At 62.9% G+C, this 23,583-nt stretch carries 23 protein-coding genes; 9 read left to right on the top strand and 14 right to left on the bottom strand.

Annotated features, from left to right (window positions below; genetic code table 11):
- Positions 1–153: 153 nt before the first annotated feature.
- From acsA to ACU8YE_RS04705, 5 genes are read left to right on the top strand one after another with little or no spacing between them, the layout of a single operon-like run.
- The gene (gene acsA / locus ACU8YE_RS04725) at positions 154–1,920 is read left to right on the top strand and encodes an acetate--CoA ligase (RefSeq protein ID WP_446928196.1); all 1,767 of its coding nucleotides are present in this window, start codon (positions 154–156) and stop codon (positions 1,918–1,920) included.
- Positions 1,917–2,939 carry a pyruvate dehydrogenase (acetyl-transferring) E1 component subunit alpha gene (gene pdhA / locus ACU8YE_RS04720; protein WP_260801654.1) on the top strand — a complete coding sequence of 341 codons (1,023 nt, stop codon included), beginning with the start codon at positions 1,917–1,919 and terminating at the stop codon, positions 2,937–2,939. The genes acsA and pdhA overlap by 4 nt, the downstream gene beginning before the upstream one ends.
- Positions 2,936–3,925, top strand: coding sequence for a pyruvate dehydrogenase complex E1 component subunit beta (locus tag ACU8YE_RS04715; protein ID WP_440077256.1), 990 nt, complete (start codon positions 2,936–2,938; stop codon positions 3,923–3,925). The genes pdhA and ACU8YE_RS04715 overlap by 4 nt, the downstream gene beginning before the upstream one ends.
- A gap of 37 nt (positions 3,926–3,962) precedes the next feature.
- Positions 3,963–5,090: a dihydrolipoamide acetyltransferase family protein gene (locus ACU8YE_RS04710; RefSeq protein ID WP_446928195.1), complete on the top strand. Its 1,128-nt coding sequence runs from the start codon at positions 3,963–3,965 to the stop codon at positions 5,088–5,090.
- Positions 5,087–5,347, top strand: a complete 261-nt coding sequence (locus ACU8YE_RS04705; RefSeq protein WP_446928194.1) for an acyl carrier protein — start codon at positions 5,087–5,089, stop codon at positions 5,345–5,347. The genes ACU8YE_RS04710 and ACU8YE_RS04705 overlap by 4 nt, the downstream gene beginning before the upstream one ends.
- 143 nt (positions 5,348–5,490) lie before the next feature.
- Here the strand turns inward: ACU8YE_RS04705 and ACU8YE_RS04700 are convergent, their stop codons facing one another.
- On the bottom strand, positions 5,491–7,308 hold the full coding sequence (locus tag ACU8YE_RS04700) for an adenosylcobalamin-dependent ribonucleoside-diphosphate reductase (RefSeq protein WP_446928286.1): 1,818 nt from the start codon (positions 7,306–7,308) through the stop codon (positions 5,491–5,493).
- A 28-nt stretch (positions 7,309–7,336) separates the two neighbouring features.
- Between ACU8YE_RS04700 and ACU8YE_RS04695 the strand changes: the two genes are divergently transcribed.
- On the top strand, positions 7,337–7,537 hold the full coding sequence (locus ACU8YE_RS04695) for a hypothetical protein (protein ID WP_232039615.1): 201 nt from the start codon (positions 7,337–7,339) through the stop codon (positions 7,535–7,537).
- Positions 7,538–7,827: 290 nt separating this feature from the next.
- Here the strand turns inward: ACU8YE_RS04695 and ACU8YE_RS04690 are convergent, their stop codons facing one another.
- From ACU8YE_RS04690 to ACU8YE_RS04665, 6 genes are all read right to left on the bottom strand, one after another.
- Positions 7,828–8,031, bottom strand: a complete 204-nt coding sequence (locus ACU8YE_RS04690; protein ID WP_232040264.1) for a YgaP family membrane protein — start codon at positions 8,029–8,031, stop codon at positions 7,828–7,830.
- A gap of 183 nt (positions 8,032–8,214) precedes the next feature.
- Positions 8,215–9,033, bottom strand: coding sequence for a c-type cytochrome (locus ACU8YE_RS04685; protein ID WP_260801650.1), 819 nt, complete (start codon positions 9,031–9,033; stop codon positions 8,215–8,217).
- Positions 9,034–9,088: 55 nt separating this feature from the next.
- Positions 9,089–9,907 (bottom strand): sulfite exporter TauE/SafE family protein, encoded by an 819-nt coding sequence (locus ACU8YE_RS04680; protein ID WP_232039620.1) that lies wholly within the window; start codon positions 9,905–9,907, stop codon positions 9,089–9,091.
- A gap of 18 nt (positions 9,908–9,925) precedes the next feature.
- The gene (locus tag ACU8YE_RS04675) at positions 9,926–10,357 is read right to left on the bottom strand and encodes a DUF6691 family protein (protein WP_446928193.1); all 432 of its coding nucleotides are present in this window, start codon (positions 10,355–10,357) and stop codon (positions 9,926–9,928) included.
- Between the two features lies 1 nt (position 10,358).
- Positions 10,359–10,793 carry a YeeE/YedE family protein gene (locus ACU8YE_RS04670; protein ID WP_260801649.1) on the bottom strand — a complete coding sequence of 145 codons (435 nt, stop codon included), beginning with the start codon at positions 10,791–10,793 and terminating at the stop codon, positions 10,359–10,361.
- Positions 10,787–11,125, bottom strand: coding sequence for an ArsR/SmtB family transcription factor (locus ACU8YE_RS04665; RefSeq protein ID WP_232039626.1), 339 nt, complete (start codon positions 11,123–11,125; stop codon positions 10,787–10,789). The genes ACU8YE_RS04670 and ACU8YE_RS04665 overlap by 7 nt, the downstream gene beginning before the upstream one ends.
- An 82-nt stretch (positions 11,126–11,207) precedes the next feature.
- Here ACU8YE_RS04665 and ACU8YE_RS04660 point away from each other — a divergent pair, with 82 nt between their 5' ends.
- From ACU8YE_RS04660 to ACU8YE_RS04650, 3 genes are all read left to right on the top strand, one after another.
- Complete coding sequence (locus ACU8YE_RS04660) at positions 11,208–12,068, top strand: MBL fold metallo-hydrolase (RefSeq protein ID WP_446928192.1); 861 nt, start codon at positions 11,208–11,210, stop codon at positions 12,066–12,068.
- A 289-nt stretch (positions 12,069–12,357) separates the two neighbouring features.
- The gene (locus ACU8YE_RS04655) at positions 12,358–13,218 is read left to right on the top strand and encodes a sulfurtransferase (RefSeq protein ID WP_414562130.1); all 861 of its coding nucleotides are present in this window, start codon (positions 12,358–12,360) and stop codon (positions 13,216–13,218) included.
- A gap of 66 nt (positions 13,219–13,284) precedes the next feature.
- The gene (locus ACU8YE_RS04650; protein WP_414562128.1) at positions 13,285–13,809 is read left to right on the top strand and encodes a hypothetical protein; all 525 of its coding nucleotides are present in this window, start codon (positions 13,285–13,287) and stop codon (positions 13,807–13,809) included.
- A gap of 108 nt (positions 13,810–13,917) precedes the next feature.
- On the opposite strand, the gene ACU8YE_RS04645 is transcribed toward ACU8YE_RS04650, so the two are convergent.
- The 7 genes from ACU8YE_RS04645 to ACU8YE_RS04615 are packed head-to-tail and all read right to left on the bottom strand — an operon-like array spanning position 13,918 to position 23,554.
- Positions 13,918–15,102: an acetate/propionate family kinase gene (locus ACU8YE_RS04645; protein WP_446928191.1), complete on the bottom strand. Its 1,185-nt coding sequence runs from the start codon at positions 15,100–15,102 to the stop codon at positions 13,918–13,920.
- Positions 15,099–16,544 (bottom strand): bifunctional enoyl-CoA hydratase/phosphate acetyltransferase, encoded by a 1,446-nt coding sequence (locus tag ACU8YE_RS04640; protein ID WP_446928190.1) that lies wholly within the window; start codon positions 16,542–16,544, stop codon positions 15,099–15,101. The genes ACU8YE_RS04645 and ACU8YE_RS04640 overlap by 4 nt, the downstream gene beginning before the upstream one ends.
- Positions 16,545–16,553: 9 nt before the next feature.
- Complete coding sequence (locus ACU8YE_RS04635) at positions 16,554–17,066, bottom strand: hypothetical protein (RefSeq protein WP_232039638.1); 513 nt, start codon at positions 17,064–17,066, stop codon at positions 16,554–16,556.
- Positions 17,067–17,076: 10 nt separating this feature from the next.
- Entirely contained in the window at positions 17,077–18,228 is a 1,152-nt protein-coding gene (locus ACU8YE_RS04630; RefSeq protein ID WP_433867974.1) for an ABC transporter permease, read from the bottom strand.
- A gap of 12 nt (positions 18,229–18,240) precedes the next feature.
- Positions 18,241–21,084, bottom strand: coding sequence for a ribosome-associated ATPase/putative transporter RbbA (gene rbbA / locus ACU8YE_RS04625; RefSeq protein WP_446928189.1), 2,844 nt, complete (start codon positions 21,082–21,084; stop codon positions 18,241–18,243).
- On the bottom strand, positions 21,021–22,094 hold the full coding sequence (locus tag ACU8YE_RS04620) for an efflux RND transporter periplasmic adaptor subunit (protein WP_440477278.1): 1,074 nt from the start codon (positions 22,092–22,094) through the stop codon (positions 21,021–21,023). Before ACU8YE_RS04620 ends, rbbA begins: the two co-directional genes overlap by 64 nt.
- The gene (locus tag ACU8YE_RS04615; protein ID WP_446928285.1) at positions 22,091–23,554 is read right to left on the bottom strand and encodes an efflux transporter outer membrane subunit; all 1,464 of its coding nucleotides are present in this window, start codon (positions 23,552–23,554) and stop codon (positions 22,091–22,093) included. The genes ACU8YE_RS04620 and ACU8YE_RS04615 overlap by 4 nt, the downstream gene beginning before the upstream one ends.
- Between the last annotated feature and the right edge of the window lie 29 nt (positions 23,555–23,583).

Here is a 23,583-nt window from a genome sequence, read left to right as displayed (position 1 = left end):
TCAAAGCTCGCCAACATCGCGCCTTACGGCCCTTCCCATGCAGAGTCCAACGTGTTTGCAAAGTGCATTCCATCGCACTATTGCACAAGCATGCGCCGGCCCATCCCGCTTTCTGTTGTGTGCTCGGAAGCCTATATTGAGCTGGGGGGCGCAATGGACACATCGCAGATCATCCACAAGACCGCCAGCGACTTGCGGGTCAGACCAAACCTTGCGGACTATGAAGCCGAGTGCCGGCGCTTTTCCTGGGATGCGGTCAGCCATGAGTTGACCGGCCTGCCTTCAGGGATCGTCAACATCGCATGGCACGCGGTGGACAAGCGTGCAAACCGTGAGGAAGGTGAGCGGATCGCCCTCCGCTTCCTTGCGGCCGGCATGCCTAGCCGTGATGTCAGCTACACAGAGCTGTGCGCGCAAACCAATCGTTTTTGCAATGTGCTGCGCGCGCTCGGCATAGGCAAGGGCGAGCGACTCTTCATCCTTGCCGGACGCATTCCGGAACTCTATGTCGGTTTGCTGGGCGCGCTGAAGAACGGCACCGTAGTCTCCCCTCTTTTTTCGGCATTCGGTCCGGAGCCGATCGCTACACGCATCAACCTGGGTGCCGGCACGGTCCTGCTCACAACCGATGCCCTCTACGCTCGCAAGGTCGCCAAATGGCGCGACCGTATGCCCAGCCTGAAACACGTACTGCTGGTGGCCGAAGACGGCGGGCAGACGTCCGAGCCAGGAACACTCGACTTGGTCTCGCTGCTGCGCAGTGCCCCGGATGCGTGCGATCTCACGCCGACCACCGCGGAAGACATGGCGCTGCTGCACTTCACCAGCGGCACGACGGGCACGCCCAAAGGCGCAGTCCACGTGCATGGTGCAGTCGCGACGCATTGGGCAACCGGCAAGTACGCGCTGGACCTGCACGCCAGCGACATCTACTGGTGCACCGCCGATCCTGGCTGGGTGACAGGTACGTCATACGGCACCATTGCTCCGCTGCTGCACGGGGTGACCTCCATCGTCGACCGGGAAGAATTCGACGCCGAACGTTGGTATGGCGTCCTGCGTGACGAGGATGTCAGCGTCTGGTACACGGCGCCAACGGCAATCCGCATGTTGATGAAAGCCGGGCCGGAGATGGCGAGACGATACGCGCTGCCACGGCTTCGCTTTATCGCCAGCGTGGGAGAACCATTGAACCCGGAAGCCGTTTGGTGGGGCAAAGAAGTCCTGGGCTTGCCGATTCACGACAACTGGTGGCAGACAGAGACCGGCGGCATCATGATCGCCAACACCCCTGCCTTTGACATCAAGCCCGGTTCAATGGGGCGCCCCCTGCCAGGCGTCGAAGCGGCAATCGTGCAGCGCGACGAAAATGGAAGCGTGAGCGTCATCAATGCGCCCGACAAGCAAGGGGAACTCGCGCTCAAGCAAGGGTGGCCGTCCATGTTCCGGGGCTACCTCAATAACGAAGAGCGCTATCGCAAGAGCTTCTCCGGCGAGTGGTACCTGACGGGCGACTTGGCCAGGCGCGATGCAGACGGGTACTACTGGTTCGTTGGCCGCGCCGACGACGTCATCAAGTCTGCGGGGCATCTGATCGGCCCGTTCGAAGTCGAGAGTGCGTTGATGGAACACCCGGCGGTGGCAGAAGCTGGCGTGATCGGCAAGCCAGACTCAGTGGTTGGCGAAATGGTGAAAGCCTTTGTCTCGCTCAACCCCGGGTTCGAGCCCAGCGACAACCTGCGCCTGGAACTCCTCGGTCATGCCAGGACACGCCTGGGCGCAGCAGTCGCCCCCAAGGAAATCGCCTTTCTGGAGCTGCTGCCGCGAACGCGCAGCGGCAAGGTCATGCGACGCTTGCTCAAGGCGCGCGAGTTGGGCCTGCCCGAAGGCGATACGTCGACACTGGAGGGCGGAACATGACCGGCATCGACCACCCCGCTCCGCAACCGCCGACCGGCCCCGTCCCCTACGACGCGACATTCGCAAAGGCACTGCTGCGTGACATGCTGCGTATTCGCCGGTTTGAAGAGAAGTGCGCAGAGCTTTACGGTGCGGGCAAGATCCGCGGATTCCTGCACCTGTACATCGGCGAGGAGGCTGCAGGGGTGGGCGCCTTGCATGCGCTATCGGCTGAAGACAACATCGTCGCAACCTATCGCGAACATGGTCATGCGCTGGTGCGCGGCATGGACATGGGCGTGCTCATGGCAGAGATGTATGGCAAGCGCGAGGGTTGCGCACGAGGGCGTGGTGGTTCGATGCATCTGTTCGACCATAACCACCGGCTGTTTGGCGGTAATGCCATTGTCGGCGGCGGCCTTCCGCTCGCCGTGGGCCTGGCGTTGGCAGAGAAGATGCAGCACAGCAATCGCATCACCGCCTGCTTCTTTGGCGATGGTGCGGTGGCGGAAGGTGCTTTCCATGAATCGATGAATCTGGCTGCGCTGTGGAAGTTGCCACTGCTGTTCTGCTGCGAAAACAACCTCTATGCCATGGGCACCGCTCTGGAGCGCCATCAAGCCCAGACCGATCTGTGCGCCAAGGCTGCCTCCTATGCCATGGCAGCGCAATCGGCCGATGGCATGGATATCGTTGCCGTGCATGAAGCTGCAAAGGATGCCGTCGCCCGCATCAGAAGCGGCGATGGCCCGGGGTTCCTGGAGTTGAGGACCTACCGCTTTCGCGCCCATTCGATGTACGACCCCGATCTCTACCGGCAAGCCGCAGAGTTGCAGGCCTGGAAGGCGATCGGGCCAATCCATACGTTTACGGCACGCCTCAAGGCCGAGGGCAAATTGACGGAGGAGGCGTTCCTCGCTCTTGACGCTGCAGTGAATGCGGAAGTGGCCAAGGCAGAGGCTTTCGCAGACGCCGGCACCTGGGAACCCGTGGACGACCTGCTGAAAGACGTCTATGCGCCCGCCGGAGCCGCGCCATGAGCCGCCGCCTCACCTACCGTGACGCGTTGCGCGAAGCCCTGCGTGAAGCACTCCTGAGCGATCCGCGTGTATTCCTCATGGGCGAGGATGTCGGCCGCTATGGCGGGTCTTATGCGGTTTCAAAAGGGCTGTTGGCCGAGTTCGGCCCGGAGCGCATACGCGATACACCACTCTCGGAACTGGGGTTCACCGGCGCTGGCATTGGCGCGGCGTTGGGCGGCATGCGTCCCATCGTCGAAGTGATGACTGTCAATTTCAGCCTGCTGGCACTCGATCAGATCGTGAACACGGCAGCCCTGTACCGGCACATGTCGGGCGGGCAGTTTTCTGTGCCACTGGTGATTCGTATGGCAACCGGTGCCGGCCGGCAGGTTGCCGCGCAGCATTCGCACAGTTTCGAGGGCTGGTACGCCGGCATTCCCGGCGTCAAGGTGGTGGCCCCCGCCACCATTGAAGATGCACGCGGCATGCTCGCGCCCGCGTTGGCCGACCCCGATCCGGTTTTGATCTTCGAGCATGCCGGGCTCTACAACATGGAGGGCGAGTTGCCGGACGCCGCCGATGCCGACACCGGCATCGCCGACATCCACTCTGCGCGCGTCCGGATCGAAGGCAAGGATGTATCGATCATCACCTACGGCGGGTCGCTGCCCAAAGCACTGCAGGCAGCAGAGATGCTCCTTGCAGACGGAATTGCAGCCGAAGTCGTGGACTTGCGCTCGCTTCGACCGCTCGACGATGCCGCCATCATGGCATCGGTTGCAAAGTGCCGCCGGGCAGTGATCGTTGATGAAGGATGGCGCAGCGTCGGCTTGGCCGCCGAGATCATGGCGCGCATTGTCGAGCAGGTGTTCTATGAACTAGACGCTCCCGTTGCCCGGGTCTGCACTGCCGAGGTGCCGATTCCGTACGCAAAGCATATGGAAGATGCCGCACTGCCGCAGGCCAGCCGCATCGTCGATGCGGTCAAGCAGATGGTTTCATGAACGCACGCCCTTGCGCAGCAACCCGTGCGGAGGCTACATGATCGAGTTCACGCTGCCCACCCTGGGCGCTGACATGGACGAAGGGACGTTACTGGAATGGCTGGTCAAGCCCGGTGACGTCGTCAAGAAGGGCCAGATTATCGCCGTGGTGGATACCAGCAAGGCCGCGATCGACGTCGAGAGTTGGCACGACGGCACCGTCGCGGAGCTTCTGGTCGAGCCCGGCACGAAGATTCCGGTTGGAACGCTGATGGCGACATTCCTGGAGCCGGGGGAAGCGCCAGGGGCCGTCACGCATTTGCATGGGATCACGCACGCTGCGGCCTCCGTGCCTTGGCCAGAGCACCGCCACATGATCTCGCCCGCAGCACGTCGAGCGGCGCGAGAGCGCGGAATCGACAGCAGCGCCATCGTCGGTACGGGTCACGGCGGGGCCGTCACATTGGCCGACATTGAGCACGCTGCTCAGGCAAACGCCGCAGTGCCGGGCGGAAAATCAGCCGACATCCGCAAGACCATCGCCAGCGCCATGACGCGCTCCAAGCAGGAGATACCGCATTACTACGTGGCAGAAACGATCCCAATGGCAACCATGCTGAATTGGCTTGCAGTGGAGAATGCCAAGCGTCCATTGGCTGAACGCTTGTTGCCTGCAGTTGCACTCATCAAGGCCGTCGCGCTTTCGCTCAAGCAATTTCCGGAGCTCAATGGATTCTTTCGCGGCGGCAACTTTGAAGCGTCGACGGCCGCACACATCGGTGTAGCGATCTCATTGAGGCAAGGTGGTCTGATCGCCCCGGCGTTATTGGACGCCCATGCCAAACCTCTCACCCGGTTGATGCAGGAACTCACGGATCTGGTCAAGCGCTGCCGGGCCGGATCATTGAGAAGTGCCGAGATTTCTTCCCCCACCATCACCGTGACCAATCTCGGCGATCAGGGGGTTGCACAGGTGTTCGGCATCATCTATCCGCCACAGGTTGCGTTGGTCGGCTTCGGCCGCATCGCGGAGCAACCATGGGCTGAGAACGGCGTGCTGAAGATCATGCCAGCCGTTACTGCAAGCCTCTCGGCGGATCATCGGGTCTCCGATGGCCACCGAGGGGCCCTCTTCCTCACAGAGCTACGCGAACAGCTGCAACACCCGGAGGCGCTGGACCAATGAAGGAAGGTGACATCCGTGCAATCGTGATCTCGGCGCTGCGAGCAATCGCCCCCGAGATCGATGCCGCTACGCTACGTGCCGACCGGCCCTTGCGCAGACAGGTAGACCTCGATTCAATGGATTGGCTCAACTTCCTGTTGGGCTTGCATGACAAGCTGAAAGTCGAGATTCCCGAATCCGACTATGCACGCCTGGTGACGCTGGATGATGTCGTGGCCTACATCGTCAAGGCAAGCGCGTCCACTCAACCCCGGTAGCCGCCGCTTTCTCTGCAGGCAACTATCGTCGCCGCGGGCCCGCTCCGCCTGACTTCTCGAGCGTGCCCCCCGGCCCGATCAACCACCGACCGTTCGCCTATGCGCCCCATGGTCCGGTCGCCCTTGCCCCGGAATCGGCATGCTCAGCAGAAGCATGCGGGTCGACCATCAACGATCGGCAACACGGACAGCACATCGTCCAATTCCGCATCCGGCCTGAAGATCGTGACGCCCTTGAGCCGCAGCTGCCACGCATGAAAGAGCAGCGACTCAACATAGCCGCAGGATGTGTCAGTGGGGACAAGGATCGTCTTGGAGATCGAAGCATCAACGAACGGCTGCAGCGTCGCCACCATGCGCAGATGGTCAAAGCCATCGACTTGCCTCGCGGTGACGAAGTAGCCAGGCAACATGGCACGCTGTCCATACTGCGCACGGAAGCTCCGATAGGCGCGGTTCTCTACGCCATACAGCAGTGGTGCGCCATGCTGAATGCGCACTCGACGTTGATACACCCAGTCGAACGCTGGCTCGATGCCACTGGAGCAGTTGTCTCCGAACGCAAGACTGACACTCCCAGTGGGCGCGAGAGACAGCAGGTGGCTATTGCGCAGGCCATGCCTTGCAATGGCTTCTCGCACAGCCCGTGGTAGCGAAGCGCTGAAGTGCCCGGATGCCAGGCTACGCTCGGCCTGAAACAGCGGATACGGCCCGCGCTCGCGCGCAAGCTCGGCTGAGGCTGCGTACGCGTTGTCGCGCAGGCAGCGCGCGATCTGAGATGCCATATTTCGTGCCTCAGGAGCACCGTAGGGCAGGCGCATCATTGTCAGCGCATCGGCAAGCCCGGTCACGCCTACGCCGATCCTGCGCTTGGCATGGGCCTCCTGCCTATGTTCAGCCAACGGCCAGCGGGTGACATCGATCGCGTTGTCGAGCATTCTGACTTGAATGCGCACTACCCGGCCCAATCCGATGAAGTCGAACATGGGTTGCCCGCCCGCGCCAAACGGGCATCGCACCCACCTTGACAGATCGATGGGGCCAAGCACACAACCGCCCCATGGAGGCAACGGTTGTTCACCACATGGGTTGGTCGCCGAGATGGTTTCAATCCCAGCAAGGTCGTTGCCTGCGTTAATCGTGTCGATGAAGAGTAGGCCCGGTTCTGCGCTATGGCGCGCCGCTTCCGCAAGCATGCGCCAGAGTTGCCGTGCAGGTATGACTGCGTAGCACCAGCTTCCGTCAGGCAGCACGTGGGCGCCCTCTTCCAACCGCCGAGCATTAGGCGCAGCGCGATGTTGCAGCTGCCACAACCCATCATCGGCAACGGCTTGCATGAAAGCATCGGTAACAGCCACCGATATGTTGAACGTTGACCAGCGCTTTCGTCCACGCTTGGCGGCGACGAACGCTGCGAGGTCGGGATGGTCACAGCGCAGCACAGCCATCTGCGCCCCTCCTCGCGTGTCGCCTCGTGCCAGCGCCACACACGTTCGATCGAAGGCATCGATGACCGCACAGACGCTCCCCATCCCGCCATTTGATGTTGCCTGCTCGGAATCGACTGGGGCGATGACCGAGAAATCGTAGCCCACCCCGCCACCCATCTGCAGCGTGACGCGCGCCTTCTGCAAAGCCTGTTCAATGTCAGATGCATCTGCAACAGGCTGTCCGCTCAGCGCGACAGGATGAACGAAACAATTCACCATCGTCCCTGACTTCGCACCTCCCGCGTTCGCCATGATCCGCCCCGCGCCAATCGCACCTTGCAGCAGGTTGGAGTAGAACAAGCGAGTGACACGCGTGCGAAGTTGGGGATCCTCCGCAGCAGCAAGGGCACGCGCGACGCGTTTGAAGACGTCCTCGCATGTTGTCTCGCCTGGAGCGAGATAACGATCCGCCAACACAGCGGCGCCCAGAGGCGATGCTGGCATTCTCGAGATCGAATGCTTTGCCCGCATCGACATGCTCCATAGCATGGATACACTCATGCTAGCCAACCCCAATCTGCGGGCGTTGATCCGCATCACGCCGATGCACTTGCATGGAAAGCAGAATATGGCTCAGGCAGCTAACCGCGTAGTACGGCGAGCCCAGCTCCAGAACGCGCGCTTTCGAGTCAAGATGGCGCAGGCCGCACTGGAAAATTTGCGCGAACTGGAGAACCACTCGGCAGCGGCCAAAGACTGAGCACGCTTGCCTGGGCACAGAGCGCTCACATGAAACGGCGATCAAAGCGCAGGCTTGCTGATCTTGAAATCACTGATGGCGATGCTGACGTCAACACCATCGCCCTTGCCTGCCGACCCGAGTGACGCCCAGCCCTTGGTCAGACCCCTAGCCTTGCCAGGCTTGAGACGCCGATACTTCCGCTGACGGCGAAATAGCCAGAGGCCTTGGCTCACGCCTCTCCCTTCGGGAGATGTCGCTCAGTGGGGACAACAGCAGTTGGTCAGGAGAGCTGACCAACTGCTGTGACGTTACTTTGCTTCAGACTTCGGCGCAGCGCACGTTTTCACGCCCAGAATGCTGTAGGCGGGGCAGATGCGCACGATGCCTGTCAGGAGTGGCACGATGCCAATCCAGCCCCAGGCGCCAATGCGCCCTGTCGCGGCCAGGCCGATCAAGACCAACCCGACAACAATTCGAATAACGCGGTCGATCGTTCCAACATTTGCTTGCATGGCGGACTCCTTCATTCAACGACGATTGCACAGGCTTCTTCACCAAGACTGAACGTGCTGCGCAATCCGTTCAGAGGTTGGGCGTCTCATATGCGCCTTGCAAAAATTCTTAACGCAAGTCAAAAGCGGGGTCATGATGTAGCGCAACACTTTGCCAAGTGATTCGCCGTCGGGCCGCCAGCGTTAGCGTGCGTCCTTCGGCCTGTCACCTTTGGGCCAGTCGTTGACACGTGGCGCGTAGTCGGGGCGAGGTTGCTGGGTAAAGAACGCGGCGACATCCACGGCATCCTGCGCTGACAGCGTGCCGCCCTGGCCAAGCGGCATGTTGTGCTTCACGAACGCAGCGGCGGTGTACAGCCGGGCCATCCCCGCGCCCACGTTGAACGAATCATTGCCCCACAGTGGCGGGAAGATGTAGCCACCTTGCGGATTCTTGGTGCCCTGCCCCTCTGCGCCATGGCAGGACGCGCACTGCGCTTCGTAGACGGATTTGCCGTGCTCGCGGTTTGGAACGAGCGAGGTGTCAATCTTTTCGAAACCCCGGCCGACCACATTGGTGCCGGTAGGCACGCCTGTCGACAGCCACTTCATATAGGCCATGATGGCGTTCATCTCTGCCGAGTCGAAGGGCAGCGGTTTGCCGTTCATCGAGCGCTGGAAGCAATCGTTGATGCGCTCCTGGAGCGAGATGATTTTGCCGCTGCGAGACCGGTACTCCGGAAAGGCCCCGGTGAGCCCGACCCAAGGCGATGCATAGGCCGTCGTCCCGCCATTCAGATGGCAACTCGTGCAGTTCAGGCCGTTGCCCACGTTTCGGGGCAACTGTTTGTGGGTATCCGTCAGCAGCTCCTTGCCGCGCTTGATGGCGTCGCCCATGGGTCCCTGTGGGATCGACGACTCTTCCGGCACGTGCATCGGGACGGCCTGAGGTTGCGATAGCGCCGGCATGCTGATTGCCGCCAGAAGCGCTACGACCAGGGTGTGCGGTTTGATTGAGTTCAAGAGTGTCTCCTTTGTATGAGGCGTACCTTTCCAGGGTACGTTTGTGTGTTTGGCTTTACGCTGCCAACGCGACCTTCGCCACCATCCCGATGGCAATAAGACCTGCGATGAACGCGAAACCCTGCTGCAGCCTGTGACCGCTCAACTGGCTAGCCACGACCCGGCCACCCAGCATGGCAAGCATGGCGCCTGTGGCAAAAGGCACGCCGATCTGCCAGTTCATTCGGCCCGACAAGGCCGTTGTAATGACGCCTGAGGCGGACACCAAGGTGATGACTGCCAGAGAGGTCGCCACGATGGAGTGCACCGGGGCATTGGTGGCCTTCTTGAGCGCGGGAACGATGACGAAGCCCCCACCCACACCCAGCAGACCCGAGAGGAAGCCCGCGCCAATGCCCGAAAGCGCGAGCGCGCGGGTGCAGGAAGCAGTCCAGACAAAGCGGCCGGTCTGGTTATCCAGTTGGCACGGTTGCGGGTGCTGCTCGGCTTCCGCTTTGTGTCGAGCACTCGCGCCAGCCTGCTTGAACATGCGCAGCGCAACAAAGGCCAGCACGGCAGCGAAGAGCAGTGTCAGCGGTCCGTTCGGAAGACGGTGCGCGAGCCACAAGCCGGCGGGTGAGAAGACCGTACCGGCCACGGCCATCAGCATAGCGGCGCGGTAGCGCACGATGCCCGCTCGCAGCCCGATGGCCGCCCCAACGGCCGCAGACAGACCCACTGCAAGCAGGGCGACCGGCGCGGCCTCTGCAACATTGAGACGCAGGACGAACAGCAGAAGCGGAACCGCGAGGATCGCCCCACCTGCGCCAGTCAACGCCAGGATGAGGCCGACCACAGCGCCAAGTGCTGCGCTGCTGACAACGATGTTTTCCATTGACTCCCCGTAGCCTGCTTATGCGTGTTGTGCGCTGGATTTCATTCGCTCAAAGACCTCGAAAACAACCATGCCAGCCACCATGGCGGCGACGAAACCAATCGCTTTCGGATAGCCCGCACCCAGGGCCACGAGCGCGGGGCCCGGGCAAAAGCCTGCCAGGCCCCAGCCGATACCAAACGAGGCGCTGCCCAACACCAGCCGCAATGTCACGACCGTGTTTGCTGGCAACTGCATGGACAATCCGAGCAACGATCGCTTGCGGCGTTTGGCAATGAAGAACGCGAGTGAACCCACGGCAATCGCGCCGATCATCACGAAAGCAAGAGAGGGGTCCCACCGGCCTGCCAGGTCGAGAAACCCCTGCACCTTGGCCGGATTGGCCATCCCGGAAATCATTAAGCCCAGGCCAAAAAGCAGGCCAGCGAGCAGTGCGGTAATGGCAGCCATGTCAGCCTCCAATCAGATGCCGTTGCACGAAGACGGTCAGGAAGCCAGCCGCCATGAAGGTCGAGGTCGCAACCAGGGAGCGAACGGAGCCGCGCGAGATACCGCACACCCCGTGGCCGCTTGTGCAACCGCTGGCGTAGCGCGTGCCTAGGCCCACCAGAAAGCCGGCGACCAGGATTTCACTCCAGCCCGCCTGGATATCTGCAACGGGCGGCCTGCCGAGCAAAGTCGCAATGACCGGGGCACCGATCAGACCGACAAGGAAAGTCACGCGCCACACCATGTCGGTGCGTGGCAGGGTCAATAAGCCGCCCAGGATGCCGCTGATGCCTGCGACACGGCCGTTGAACAACACCAGCACGGCCGCCGCCGCACCGATGATCAGTCCGCCGGCCAGCGACAGGCCGGGTGTGAAGTTTGTGATGTCAATCAGCATGTTTTTTCCCCTTTGCCGTCGGCGCAGAACTGTTCGTACAGGACAGTCATGACTGCGAGCGCCGGCCCACTTTCGACCGAATAAAAGATGTTCTTCCCATCACGACGTGACACCACCAAGCCGTTCTCGCGCAGGATGCCGAGCTGTTGCGAAAGCGTCGGCTGCCGGATGCCCAACCGCTCTTCCAGTGCGCCCACGGACAGTTCCTCTTGCGACAACTGGCACATCAGCAGCAGTCGGTCAGGATTGGCGAGCACCTTGAGTAAGGCGCAAGCGTTCGTCGCGGCGGCTTGCATGCTGACGAGGTCAATAGCAGCTTGATCGTTGTCCATAAGTGCTTTCGGTTTGCATGCGTATAGTATATAAAAAAATATATTATTTTCCAGTAGATTGATGTGCGGCATAGGAGGCCCCATGCAACCGATTGTTCAGCCGTTCTTTGACCCGGCAACCTGGACAGTGACCTACGTGGTCCATCAGGAAGCGCGCTCCGAGTGCGCGATCATCGACTCGGTCCTGGATTACGACCCCAAGTCGGGCCGGACGTCGACGGCCAGCGTCGACCGGGTCGTCGCATTTGTGCGCGAGCGTGCGTTGCGCGTCGAATGGATTCTTGAGACGCATGCACACGCAGATCACCTTTCCGCCGCGCCCTATCTCAAGCGTCATCTGGGTGGCCGCATCGGCATCGGCCAGAACATCCGCGGTGTGCAGGCGGTGTTCAAACAACTCTTTAATCTGGAACCGGAGTTCCAGCCAGACGGATCACAGTTCGACCATCTGTTTGAAGACGGCGAGACGTTTTCCGTCGGCGGGTTGACCGCCAAGGCGATTCACGTGCCAGGCCACACACCTGCCGACATGGCGTACCAATTCGAGGATGCGGTCTTCGTCGGCGATACGCTGTTCATGCCGGACGTTGGCACCGCGCGCTGTGACTTCCCGGGCGGCAATGCACACGAGCTGTTTCACTCCATCCGTAAGCTGCTGGACTTGCCAGGCGAGACCCGGCTCTTCATGTGTCACGACTACCCGCCCGAAGGACGGGGGCCGGCCTGGGAAACGACGGTGCGTGACGAACGCAATCGCAATATCCATGTGCACGACGGCGTGACCGAAGCGCAGTTTGTCGCCATGCGACAGGCCCGCGATGCGACGCTGGCGATGCCGACGCTGATTCTGCCTTCGGTGCAGGTCAACATCCGCGCAGGAGAGCTGCCCCCGCCCGAAGAAAACGGGGTTCGCTACCTGAAAATCCCGCTGAACGCCCTCTGAGACCACTTCGCGCGCTCGCCTGCGCGGCAGGTGGCAGGCAGTCCGGGGGAGGCAAAGAGAACGGGCAATTCCGCAACCGTGCAAATTTTGATCGGCCACCTGCGGCGCTGCAGGTGGCCGCTGGTCGGCTTGCCCATTGGCATGATGCGAAACGTGGTCCGTTGCACCCGCGCGCCCAGTTGACGGCCATCAATATCGACTCCGCCACAGTGCCTACATTTTCTTCAGGCGCTTGATTGGCGATTGCCTGCGCCGAAACGCCTTTGTCCATCACACGATGAGGTCGGCCATGCACGAAAGAGTTCTCATGTCTCCTGTCGAGTTGGCGGAGATGATGAAAACCGAGCCACTCGTACTCATCGATACCCGGGACGCGGCCAGTTTTGCTGAAGCGCATTTGCCTGGCGCGGTGAATATCCATGAAATCTTTACTTATTTGGCGACGTCAACGCCGCAAGGCGTGGCGGCATTGCGGCAGGCATTCACCGAAGCCTTTGGCAAGGCTGGTTTGTCCGGGAAGGAAACAGCTGTTGTCTATGAGCAATCGATGACGACCGGCTTTGGGCAGTCTTGTCGGGGCTACGTTCTGCTGCGCTACCTCGGTTATCCGAGAGACAAAATCAAGGTGCTCCACGGTGGCTTCAGCGCATGGCGCGCGGCGGCGCTACCTAGCACGACAGACGTGCCGGCCCCAAAGCCCGCCAACTTTCCCCTGGCAATGCAAGGAAGCCACATCCTCGTCGACCTCGACGAGATGAAAGAGGCCGTCGCCGACCCGCTTGTCGTCAAGCTCGATGTACGGGACGTGGACGAGTGGATTGGCGAGAGTTCATCGCCCTACGGCAAGGATTTCTGCCCGCGAAAAGGCCGTATTCCAGGCTCGGTCTGGCTTGAGTGGTATCGCATGATGAAGCCGACCCCGACTGGGCAGATGTTCAAGTCACCGGCAGAGATTCTTGCCGAATGCGCAACGGTCGGGATTCGCCAGGAAACCCCCGTCATTGTTTTCTGCTTCAAAGGCGCGCGCGCATCCACAACGTTCGTCGCGCTGGAGGAAGCCGGCATCAAGAACGTGCGGCTGTATCTCGGTTCCTGGAACGAGTGGTCCCGGGACCCTTCCCTTCCGATCGAGGAGGGATTGCCCTACTGAGGGCCATCGCCATTGCACGCCACCCTAATCGGATTGGCCTTCATATTTCGCTTCAGGAGATACGTGATGAAAAAAGCAGTGTTGCTGACCATGCTGTCATGTGCGGTCATTTCCAGCGCGCCCGCCTTTGCTCAACAGGCCACTCCCGCGAACAAGGGCGGTCAGACCGCGCAGACGCAAACGAACGTGGCTGAGTTCGACAAAAAGACGGCGGCCGTTCGAGAGAATATGAAGAAGATGCAGGAAGAAATGGACAAGGCCCGCCAGACCCAGGATCCGAAAGAGCGCCAGAAACTGCTCGATGAACATTGGGCAACGATGCAGAGCACGATGGGCATGATGCGCGAGCTGTGGGGCCCCGGAATGATGGGCGGTCCTGGAATGATGGGTGGCCCAGGAATGCGCGGTGGCCACATGATGGGCGGCGGCCCGATGATGGGGTGGCGAGGGATGGGAGGCTACTACTCGCGCCTCACACCCGAGCAGATGAAGGAACGCCAGTACATGTCGGACCAGTACATGGACCTTCACTACGAGATGATGGAGCAGATGATGCTGAACCATCAGATGTGGAGGCAAATGCCACGGTAATGCCGATTTCTGCCAGCCCGTGTCCACTCAGCCAGGTGGACATGGGGCGATGCCGCCCGAGATTGCGTAACCGCCTGCCGAGACCATCAGCGATTTCGCCACGAAGACTCATGAGCATGGATTGCACTGAACCGCATGCCGTGCTGCCACCCACTCCTCGTTTGTAGGCTCGACTGCCACGCGAATGCGGCTCGCTGAACTGGAAATGATCGACGCATGCGCCTGGTTGGCCTCGTCATCCAGGTAGGCACCCAAATAGCCAAGCGCGCTTACAACGCGTTCGCGCACTGCGGCGTTGTGTTCGCCAATACCGGCCGTGAAGACCAAACAATCCAGGCCGCCGAGTACGGCCACCAGGGCCCCGATCTCACGAACGATCCGGCGTACGTAGAGCGCGAGCGCCGCCTGCGCGCGCGGGTTGTCGGCCTCGCGCGCAATCAGTTCGCGCGGGTCGGAAGACAGCCCTGACACCCCAAGCAGCCCCGATTCGTGATACAGGACGTGCCCGACCTGTGCGGGGGATAGATGTTCGGTCTCCATCATGTAGAGCACGGCCCCCGGATCAAGCGCGCCACATCGCGTCCCCATCATCAGGCCGTCGAGGGCGGAAAACCCCATGGTTGTGGCGACGCTCTTCAGCCCGTGCATTGCACACAGGCTGGCGCCGCTGCCCAGGTGCGCGACGATGGTTCGCCCGAGTGCGATAGCGCCATGTCGTTCCGGCAAAGCAATCGACATGTATTCGTACGACAACCCATGAAAGCCATAACGTCGCAGACCGCGCTCCCATGCCGTATAAGGCAGCGGCAGCATCGTCTCGACCTGCGGCAGCGTGCGGTGGAAAGCGGTATCGAAGCAGGCGACTTGCGGCACGTCAGGCAAGTCCGACAGAAGCGCCTCGATGGCCTCCAGAGCAAACGGCTGATGCAGCGGCGCCAGCGGAATGTAGCTGCGTAGATCGGACAGCACATCGGCGCTCACGCGTACCGGCGCGAAGTATTTGGAACCGCCATGCACCACCCGATGTGCCACGGCCATCAGCCGGCGGCCGTCCAGCCTGTGCTCGACACGCCGGCGAATGTGCACGAGCGCGGCATGGTACGGCTGCGCACTGTCAAGCTCCAGCGCTTGTGTTGGCGCGCCAGCCTCTGCTGCCGTGGGGTGCTCGGTGCCGATCCCCTCCACTTTGCCGCTCCACATGGGTGCGCGCGGCAATGGATGCGCGGTGGCATCGAACAACGCAAACTTGATGCTCGACGAGCCGCAGTTCAGTACGACGATGCAATCGTTCATGGCGGCAAGTTGCGGTAACGGTGAGCCAGCAAGGTGGCAACGGCACACGACGCGATGCGCGACTCGCGCGAGTCGGCACGGCTGGTCAGCACAATGGGCACGCGGGCGCCGAGCACGATGCCTGCACTGGCCGCACCGCCCAGGTATTCCAACTGTTTGGCGAGCATGTTGCCGCTTTCCAGATCGGGCACGACCAGCACATCGGCCTGCCCTGCGACTTCCGAAACAATGCCCTTGATACGCGCTGCAGCGGCAGATACCGCATTGTCGAAAGCCAGCGGTCCGTCCAGCACACCGCCCTCGATCTGACCGCGGTCCGCCATCTTGCACAGTGCGGCCGCATCAAGCGTGGCGGGCATGCGCGGGTTCACGGTCTCGATCGCCGCCAAGATCGCCACCCGCGGCCGTTCAACCCCGATCGCATGCGCCAGATCGATGGCGTTGCGGACGATGTCCGCCTTTTGATCCAGGGTCGGCGCGATGTTGATGGCGGCGTCCGTCACGATAAACGGGCGCGGATACGCTGGCGACTGCATCAGGAAGCAATGGCTGATCCGACGTTTGGTACGCAGCCCTGCCTCTTCGCGCACCACTGCCGCCATCAACTCGTCGGTATGCAGGCTGCCCTTCATCAGCGCCTCTGCCCGGCCCTGTGTGACAAGCTCCACTGCGCGGGTGGCAGCGGCGCTGCTGTGCGGCACGTCTTCGATCTCGATGCCCTTGAGGTCAAGGCCGGCTTCGGCGGCTACGCGCATCAGCTTGGCGTACGGTGCAACAAGGCACGGCACGATCAGACCTTCAGCGTGCGCGTCCATCACGGCAGACAGGCTCAGCGCATCGCACGGGTGGACGACCGCCATGCGGATCGCACCCAGAGGCCGTACATGGTCGAGCAGCCGGTGGATGCCATCACTGCCGGTGGTGATGCGCACGTCCGGCAGCGTGGTACGCGGACGTTCGATCCTCTCGGTGGGCGCGATGACCTCAGCCTCGCCCGCGATGGCCACCGTGCCGCTGTCGTTTGTGCAAGTGCATGCCAGCTTGATCCGCTTTCTTTCCTCCTCCTTGCTGATCACCGTCACGCGGATGGTGAGCGTGTCGCCAACGCGCACCGGTGCGAGGAATTGCAGCGTCTGCCCAAGGTAAATCGTTCCCGGCCCTGGCAAGCGGGTCCCGAGCAACGCGGAAATGAGCGCGCCACCCAGCATGCCGTGGGCGATCACGCCATGAAAGCGCGTGGATGCGGCAAAGTCCGGGTCGAGGTGCTGCGGGTTGACGTCCCCCGACAGCACAGCAAATAGCTGAATGTCTTCGGCTGTGAGCGTGCGCAGGATGGCCGCGGTGTCGCCCACGGCAATTTCATCAAAGGTGCGATTGCGCACCACGCTGAGGTCGCTGCCCGGCAGTAGCGCCGGCGGTGCAGGCAGATGATCGGGGCCCATGTGCGCTCGTCAGGAAGCTTTGCGGAGTTGTCCGTTGCCCTTGCCAGGGGCACGCAGAAGATTCGGGGTCGACTGCTTGCTTGCGGAGCGGACCAATGCGTCGGCCGGCACGCCCCACGTCGACAGCATTTCCTGCAGTGCCGTGTGGATCGGCATGGCGTTCCCGGCCATGCTCAGGGCGCGTACGGAAGCCTGCTGCCACTCCAGCATGACGCGCTGGTAATCCGCCACGAAGCTCGACTGGTTCGAGATGGCCGTCTGCAGCACGCCTTGCAGTACATCCATGGTGCGCTGGCTGGCCTGCCAGAATGCGTTGGGCAACAGTGCTGCAAAGGCGTTCCAGTCTTCGACGCTTTGCAGGTCGGCCAGTGCAGACTCCGTGCGGGCAACGTCTGCCGCAAGCAGGTCGGCGCCGAGTTCATACCAGCGCTGCCGTGTTGCCTTGAGCAGACCCAACGTCTGCAGCGCGAACTTGACTTGCGCCTTTTGGAGCGCGAGAGGAACGTTGGCGGGTGTATCCATGTTGGCTCCTTTAAGCCATCTGACTGATGGTTTGGCGAAAGCGCGTCAATGATGCGAGAAACAGCACGGCGCCGATGACGCAGATGGCCAGGCACTGTGGCCACACGACGTCCAGCCCCGCACCCCGATAGAGAATGGCTTGCGACGCCGATACAAAGTGCGTGGTTGGCGCGGCGAGCATGATGTCCTGCACCACGCTGGGCATGCTCTCGCGCGGGGTGGTACCGCCCGAGAGGAGCTGCAGCGGCAGCAGCACCAGAACCAACAGCATGCCGAACTGCGGCATGGACCGCGCCACCGTCGCAAGAAAAATCCCCATGGAAGTCGTGGCAAACAGATGCAGCGTAGCCACCAGCATGAACAGCAGGATCGAGCCCTCGATCGGTACATGCAGCGCGCCCTGCACCACGCACACCAGTGCAACCAGGGCGGCCAGCACCACCACCAACCCCATCGACCAGACCTTGGACACCATGATCTCGAATGGCGTGACGGGCATCACCAGCAGGTGCTCGATCGTGCCGTGCTCGCGCTCGCGGATGAGTGCGGCTCCGGTCAGGATGATCGACAGCATGGTCACGTTGTTGATGATCTCCATCAACGAGCCGAACCACGTCTGCTCCAGATTAGGGTTGAAGCGCGTGCGCAGCACGAGGTCGACCGGCGTTGCGGGCGTGGCGCGGTGGCGCTGCAGAAACGTATTCACCTCGCCCGCGACGATCTGCTGGATGTAGCCGTTGCCGGTGAAAGCCTGGCTCATGCGCGTGGCGTCGATGTTGAGCTGGATGGACGGCGCGCGGCCCGCAAGCACGTCACGCTGGAAGTTGGGCGGAATGTCGAGCACGAACGTGTAGCTACCGCTGTCCATGCCTGGGTCCACCTCGGTGAGCGGGATCAGGGCCGGCGTGCGGAAATGCGGTGGATAGAAGCTCGAGACAATGCGTGCCGACAGCGGTGAGCTGTCTTCATCAACGATGGCGATCGAGGCATTGTGCAGGCTTGCCGGCATGGCAGTGGCCGCCACGTAGATCGACACCGTGAAGGTATAGACAATGAGCACCAGCATCATCGGGTCGCGCGCCAAGCTTCGCAATTCCTTGATGCCAAGACGGAAGATGTTGTTGAGGCGAGCGGTGCGGCGATCGATCGGAAGGCTCGGCATTATGTGGCTCTCCTACCGATCCTGCTTGCGCAGCATTAGCAAGGTGGCACCCAGGATGAACGGCACCGCCGCGAGGAGCGGCCAGAAGGCACTACCCAACGCCCCCATATCCAGCGCCTTGCTGAATACGCCCCGGCTGATGGTCAGGAAATGCGTGGCCGGATACACGCGTCCGATCAAGGCCCCCGCCCCTTCCAGCGACGACACCGGATTGAGCAATCCGGCAAATTGCACGCACGGAATGATCGTGCCGATCATGGTGACGAACATGGCCGCGATCTGGCTTTGCGTGAAGGTGGATGCAAAGAGCCCGAAACCCGTCGAACACGTCACGAAGATCAGCGCCCCCAGCGTGAGCGTCGCGAAGCTGCCCTTGATCGGCACACCGAACACCGTCACCGCCAGCAGCGCCAGCAAGAAGAAGTTCAGCATGGCGAGCACGATATACGGCGCCTGCTTGCCGAGCACAAACTCCGCACGGGTGACCGGTGTCACGTAGAAATTGATGATGGAGCCCAGCTCCTTTTCACGCACCACCGACAACGCCGCCAGCATGGCCGGAATCATCATCAGCAGCATCGGGATCACGGCGGGCACCATGGCAGGCAGGCTTTTCACGTCGGGGTTGTAGCGATAGCGCGTTTCGACGCTGCTGGGTGTCGCAAGACGCACACCCAGCCGGTGTACAGCTGCATCCGCGAGCCAGAGCTGGTGGATGGCCTGCACGTAACCGCGAACAGTTTCTGCGCGGGTGGGCATTGCACCATCCACCCAGGCGCCGATCTGTACGGCCGCGCCGCGTTCAATGTCGCGGGCAAAGCCGGGCGGGATTTCAATCGCCAGCGACAACTCGCCGTTGCGCATGCGGCGGTCCAACTCAGCGTAGTCACGAATCGGGGGTTTTTCGATGAAATAGCGCGAGCCCGCCAGGTTGAGCGTGTAGTCGTGCGAAAGCACGGTCTGGTCGCGGTCGAGCACGGCGTACGTCAGGTTCTCCACATCCAGGCTGATGCCGTATCCGATGATGAACATCAGAATGGCCGTACCCAGCAGGGCCAGCGTGGCACGCACGCGGTCGCGGCGCAGCTCCAGCGCCTCACGCTGCGAATAGCTCAATGCACGAGCAAGACTGAAGCGGCGGCGCGCGGGCATGCCGCTGGGCGCGCTGGCTCCCCCTGTGCGTACGGGCAGCAGCGCGGCAATCTTGGAAGTGCCCTCAGACGCTTCGGCGGCCTCCTGCAGATAGGCTACGAACGCCTGCTCCAGCGTCTGTGTGCCGCGAGCACGCACCAGCGCCGCGGGCGCATCGCTCACCAGCACGCGGCCGGCATGCATGAGTGAGATGCGGTCGCACCGCTCGGCCTCGTTCATGAAGTGCGTGGAGATGAAGATGGTCACGCGATCCCGTCTGGCAAGGTCGATCATGAGGCGCCAGAACATGTCGCGCGCGACCGGGTCCACCCCGGAAGTTGGCTCATCCAGGATCAGCAGCTCAGGCTTGTGCACCATCGCCACGGCCAGCGACAGCCGCTGCCGCATGCCCAGCGGCAAGCTCTGGGGCAGGCTGTCGGACACCTCCTGCAGCCCGAAACGGGTCAGCATCTCGGCCGCACGCGACTGCACCTCCGGCTCAGGCACCTGGAACAGGCGCGCATGCAGCACAAGGTTCTGACGCACGGTCAGCTCGCCATACAGAGAGAACGCCTGCGACATGTAGCCCACGCGCCGGCGTGTGTCGATGTCCTTCGGGTCGACCGGATGCCCAAACAACCACGCTTGGCCCTCGCTGGCAGGCAGCAGACCGGTGAGCATCTTCATGGTGGTCGACTTGCCGCAGCCATTCGAGCCGAGAAAGCCGAAGATCTCTCCACGACGGATTCGGAAGTCGACGTGGTCGACCGCAACAAAGTCGCCAAAGCGCATGGTCAGGCCGCTCGCCTGCACGGCCACATCGTCTTCCGCGCCGGCCACCAAGGGTGGCACCACCACAGCTTGATGACCCTGCCGGCGCGTGAGCGGCAGCAGCGCAATGAAAGCGGCCTCGAGCGAATCGGTACCGGCACGGCTGCGCAGCTCGGCCGGCGTGCCGGTGGCAAGCACCTGCCCCGCATCCATGGCGACCAGCCATTCGAAGCGCTCAGCCTCTTCCATGTAAGCGGTGGCCACGATCACGCTCATGCCCGGGCGCGCAGCGCGAATATCGGCAATCAAGTCCCAGAACTGCGTGCGCGAGAGCGGGTCGACACCCGTGGTCGGCTCGTCCAGGATCAGAAGATCCGGGTCGTGGATCAGCGCGCAGCACAAGGCCAGCTTCTGTTTCATGCCGCCCGACAGCTTGCCGGCTGGCCGTGAAAGAAACGCCCGCAGGCCGGTGCTGGACGTGAGCGCATCAATGCGGTGCCGGCGCTCCGCTGCATCGTGGCCGAACAGCCGGCCGAAGAACTGCAGGTTCTCCTCGATCGACAGCGTGGGGTACAGGTTGCGGCCCAGCCCTTGCGGCATGTAAGCAATGCGTGGACCGACCGCGGCGCGCGCACGGCGATCGGCCATGTCGCTGCCCAGCACGCGCACTGCGCCGTCCTGCAGGGCACGCGCGCCGGCCACCAATGACAACAGGCTGGACTTGCCCACGCCGTCCGGACCGATCAATCCGACCATGCAGCCGGCAGGCAAGTCGAGCGTGACGCCATCCAGCGCCAGCGTCTTGCGATAGCGCAGGCGCACGCCGGCCAGGCTCGCCACTGGCGGCGCAAGGCGCCCCTCATGCAACGCTGATGGGTCGACAGAGGTGGTCACTGCGGAACCTTGATCGCCAGGCTGGCCGGCCAGTCGGCTTGCCCGTCGAGTCTGAGCCATGCCACGCCGGGCAGACCGGTCTTCACGAGCTTCAGGTGTTTGCGCAGCAGATCGCGATCGATCTGCGCCTTGACGCGGAACATCAGCTTCTGGCGCTCGCTGGCCGTTTCCACGGTCTTGGGGGTGAATTGCGCGGTGCTGGCCACAAAGGACACGCGCGCCGGAATCACGAATTGCGGCGCGGCGTCGAGCACGATACGCACCTCGCTGCCCATGGCGATGCGGCCCGCGTCCGTCTCCGGCACGAAGAAGGTCATGTAGACGTCGGACAGATCCACGAGATTGAGCAGGCGCCCGCCGCCGGCCAGAACCTCGCCGGGCTGTGCGATGCGGTATTGCACGCGGGCATCGCGCGGGGCCGTCAGGGCGCTGTCATCGATATCCGCCTTGATGCGCAGTACGGTGGCGTCGGCCGCCTTGACGGTGGCACCGGCACCGGCCACCTGCGTACGGGCGGCCAATACGGCGGCCTGCGCCGCCTCGGCTTGCGCGCGGGCCGCCACCAGCGCGGCCTTGGCGCTGCGCACGCGGGCGCGGTCGTCGTCCAGCTCCTGCATCGACGATGCCCCTTCGTTCGAGAGCGTTTCGGACCGCGCCAACCGCCGTTGCGCGGCGTCCAGATCGCTCTCACGCAGGGCGATCTGCGCCAGTGCGGCCTGCCGATCAGCCTCTCGCACAGCCACCTGGGCCTGCGCACTTGCCACGGCAGAGACCGATTGCTGCTGCCGCGCCAGGGCTTCGTCGCGCTGTGCCTCCAAGGTCTGCACCTGCATGTGAGCAAGCGGCTGGCCGGCCCGCACAAAGTCGCCCTCATCCACAAGGATGTCTTGCACGCGGCCGGGCAGCTTGGTGGCCACGTCGATTTCGGTGGCCTCGATCCGGCCGTTGCCGCTCACAAAGCCCTTTCCGGGCCCGTCGTGCCGCAATGCCTTCCAAGCGAACGCCCCGCCGGCGACCACCAAGGCGGCAGCGAGCAGCGCAATCCATCGTTGTCGGGGAGTCGTGGTCATGGTGTTGTTCCGCCCGTTACGCGCGGTGGTGGCGCTGGGCTCAGATGGGGTTGCGGATCGGGCGCGGAATCGACGGCCTGCGTGCCGCCGCCCAGCGCCGCATACAGGCCAACACGGCTAGAGAGAAGCGCACGGCGCACCTGCACCAGTTGCTGCTGCGCCGCAAGCAAATCGCGCTGGGCGTCAAGCACCTCCAGGAATGTCGATGCGCCGGCGTCGAAACGCAGTTGCGACAGCCGAGCGCGTTCGGTCTGCGCTGCCAGCGCGGCCTTCGCAATGTCGAGCTGTTCGGCCACCCACTTGCGTGCGGACAGCGCGTCGGACACGTCGCGGAAAGCGCTCTGCACGGTCTTCTCGTAGGCAGCCACGGCTAGGTCTCGGCGGGCTTCTGCCAAGTCAAGATTGCTGCGCAGCTTGCCCCCTTCAAACAGCGGGAGGCTGATGGTGGGTGCAAAAACCCACGCGCGCGTGCCGGGCGCAAACAGATTGCCCAGTTCCGGGCTGATCGTGCCGTAAGCGCCGGTCAGGGCCACGCGGGGGAAAAACGCCGCCCGTGCCGCACCGATGCTGGCGTGCGCGGCACGCAGGCGGTGCTCCGCGGCCACAATGTCCGGGCGCTGCGTCAGCAGGTCGGAAGGCAGGCCCGCGCGTAGCTCGGCCAGCATGCGGTGCTCGTCAAGTGGCTCAGAAACCGGTGGCAAGTCGATCGGCTTGCCGACAAGCAAGGCCAGGCCGTGCGCCTGCGCGTCGCGCGCCTGCTGCAATTGCGTCAACAGCGCCTGCGCCTGGGTCAGCAGGGTCTCGACCTGCGTTTGGTTCAATCGTGAAGTCGCCCCCACCGCCACACGGCGCGAGAAGATGCGCAGCGTCTCGGTCCGGCTGTCCACGGTCTGCTGCGCCAGCGCGATGCGCTCGTCCAGTTCACGCAATACCAGGTAGCTGTCGGCCACCTGCGCGATCAACCCAAGCGCGACCGCACGGCGCGCGGCGTCGGACGCTACATAGCTCTCCAGTGCCGCGTCGTTGAGGTTGCGCACGCGCCCCCAGAAATCGATCTCCCAACTGGAGACACCGGCGCCCACCTGGTACTGAGTGGCACGCATGGGCGTGCCGAATGGGCTCAAGTCCGCCGGAATGCTCAGGCGGCTGATGCCGGCCTGCGCGTCGAGGTGCGGAAATGTCTCCGCCCGCTGGATGCCAAAAGCGGCACGCGCCTCTTCCACACGGAGCACGGCGGTGCGCAGATCGCGGTTGTTCTCCAGCGCCTGGCCGATCAATGCCTGCAGGCGCTTGTCCGTAAAGTACGCCTGCCAGCCGGTGGCGGAGGCTGGCAGGCCATCCCGGCCATCGTCGGCGTCGTAGTGCTGGGCCACGGGCAAGGCGGGTGCCTCGTAAGGCGGCGCCATCGAGATGCACGCCGACAGCGCCAGCACGGTGGCGGAGGCGATCATGGCGGCCATGGCGACCAAAGGCGTGCCGGTGAACCTGG

This window comes from Ralstonia sp. VS2407 (genome assembly GCF_052950655.1).
The sequence above is the reverse complement of the archived record's forward strand: the minus strand, read 5'-3'. Positions and strand labels throughout refer to the sequence as shown.

What these genes read in the sequence shown, in the direction of transcription:
- ACU8YE_RS04675 (WP_446928193.1), bottom strand. Translation starts at nt 10,357, where the DNA reads ATGGCTGCCATTACCGCACTGCTCGCTGGCCTGCTTTTTGGCCTGGGC.
- ACU8YE_RS04690 (WP_232040264.1), bottom strand. Translation starts at nt 8,031, where the DNA reads ATGCAAGCAAATGTTGGAACGATCGACCGCGTTATTCGAATTGTTGTC.
- ACU8YE_RS04635 (WP_232039638.1), bottom strand. Translation starts at nt 17,066, where the DNA reads ATGGATACACCCGCCAACGTTCCTCTCGCGCTCCAAAAGGCGCAAGTC.
- ACU8YE_RS04640 (WP_446928190.1), bottom strand. Translation starts at nt 16,544, where the DNA reads ATGGGCCCCGATCATCTGCCTGCACCGCCGGCGCTACTGCCGGGCAGC.
- ACU8YE_RS04620 (WP_440477278.1), bottom strand. Translation starts at nt 22,094, where the DNA reads ATGACCACGACTCCCCGACAACGATGGATTGCGCTGCTCGCTGCCGCC.
- acsA (WP_446928196.1), top strand. Translation starts at nt 154, where the DNA reads ATGGACACATCGCAGATCATCCACAAGACCGCCAGCGACTTGCGGGTC.
- ACU8YE_RS04705 (WP_446928194.1), top strand. Translation starts at nt 5,087, where the DNA reads ATGAAGGAAGGTGACATCCGTGCAATCGTGATCTCGGCGCTGCGAGCA.
- ACU8YE_RS04655 (WP_414562130.1), top strand. Translation starts at nt 12,358, where the DNA reads ATGCACGAAAGAGTTCTCATGTCTCCTGTCGAGTTGGCGGAGATGATG.
- ACU8YE_RS04650 (WP_414562128.1), top strand. Translation starts at nt 13,285, where the DNA reads ATGAAAAAAGCAGTGTTGCTGACCATGCTGTCATGTGCGGTCATTTCC.
- ACU8YE_RS04715 (WP_440077256.1), top strand. Translation starts at nt 2,936, where the DNA reads ATGAGCCGCCGCCTCACCTACCGTGACGCGTTGCGCGAAGCCCTGCGT.
- ACU8YE_RS04615 (WP_446928285.1), bottom strand. Translation starts at nt 23,554, where the DNA reads ATGGCCGCCATGATCGCCTCCGCCACCGTGCTGGCGCTGTCGGCGTGC.
- ACU8YE_RS04630 (WP_433867974.1), bottom strand. Translation starts at nt 18,228, where the DNA reads ATGCCGAGCCTTCCGATCGATCGCCGCACCGCTCGCCTCAACAACATC.
- ACU8YE_RS04670 (WP_260801649.1), bottom strand. Translation starts at nt 10,793, where the DNA reads ATGCTGATTGACATCACAAACTTCACACCCGGCCTGTCGCTGGCCGGC.
- ACU8YE_RS04665 (WP_232039626.1), bottom strand. Translation starts at nt 11,125, where the DNA reads ATGGACAACGATCAAGCTGCTATTGACCTCGTCAGCATGCAAGCCGCC.
- ACU8YE_RS04710 (WP_446928195.1), top strand. Translation starts at nt 3,963, where the DNA reads ATGATCGAGTTCACGCTGCCCACCCTGGGCGCTGACATGGACGAAGGG.
- ACU8YE_RS04645 (WP_446928191.1), bottom strand. Translation starts at nt 15,102, where the DNA reads ATGAACGATTGCATCGTCGTACTGAACTGCGGCTCGTCGAGCATCAAG.
- ACU8YE_RS04680 (WP_232039620.1), bottom strand. Translation starts at nt 9,907, where the DNA reads ATGGAAAACATCGTTGTCAGCAGCGCAGCACTTGGCGCTGTGGTCGGC.
- rbbA (WP_446928189.1), bottom strand. Translation starts at nt 21,084, where the DNA reads ATGGCTCAGACTCGACGGGCAAGCCGACTGGCCGGCCAGCCTGGCGAT.
- ACU8YE_RS04700 (WP_446928286.1), bottom strand. Translation starts at nt 7,308, where the DNA reads ATGCGGGCAAAGCATTCGATCTCGAGAATGCCAGCATCGCCTCTGGGC.
- ACU8YE_RS04695 (WP_232039615.1), top strand. Translation starts at nt 7,337, where the DNA reads ATGCTAGCCAACCCCAATCTGCGGGCGTTGATCCGCATCACGCCGATG.
- pdhA (WP_260801654.1), top strand. Translation starts at nt 1,917, where the DNA reads ATGACCGGCATCGACCACCCCGCTCCGCAACCGCCGACCGGCCCCGTC.
- ACU8YE_RS04660 (WP_446928192.1), top strand. Translation starts at nt 11,208, where the DNA reads ATGCAACCGATTGTTCAGCCGTTCTTTGACCCGGCAACCTGGACAGTG.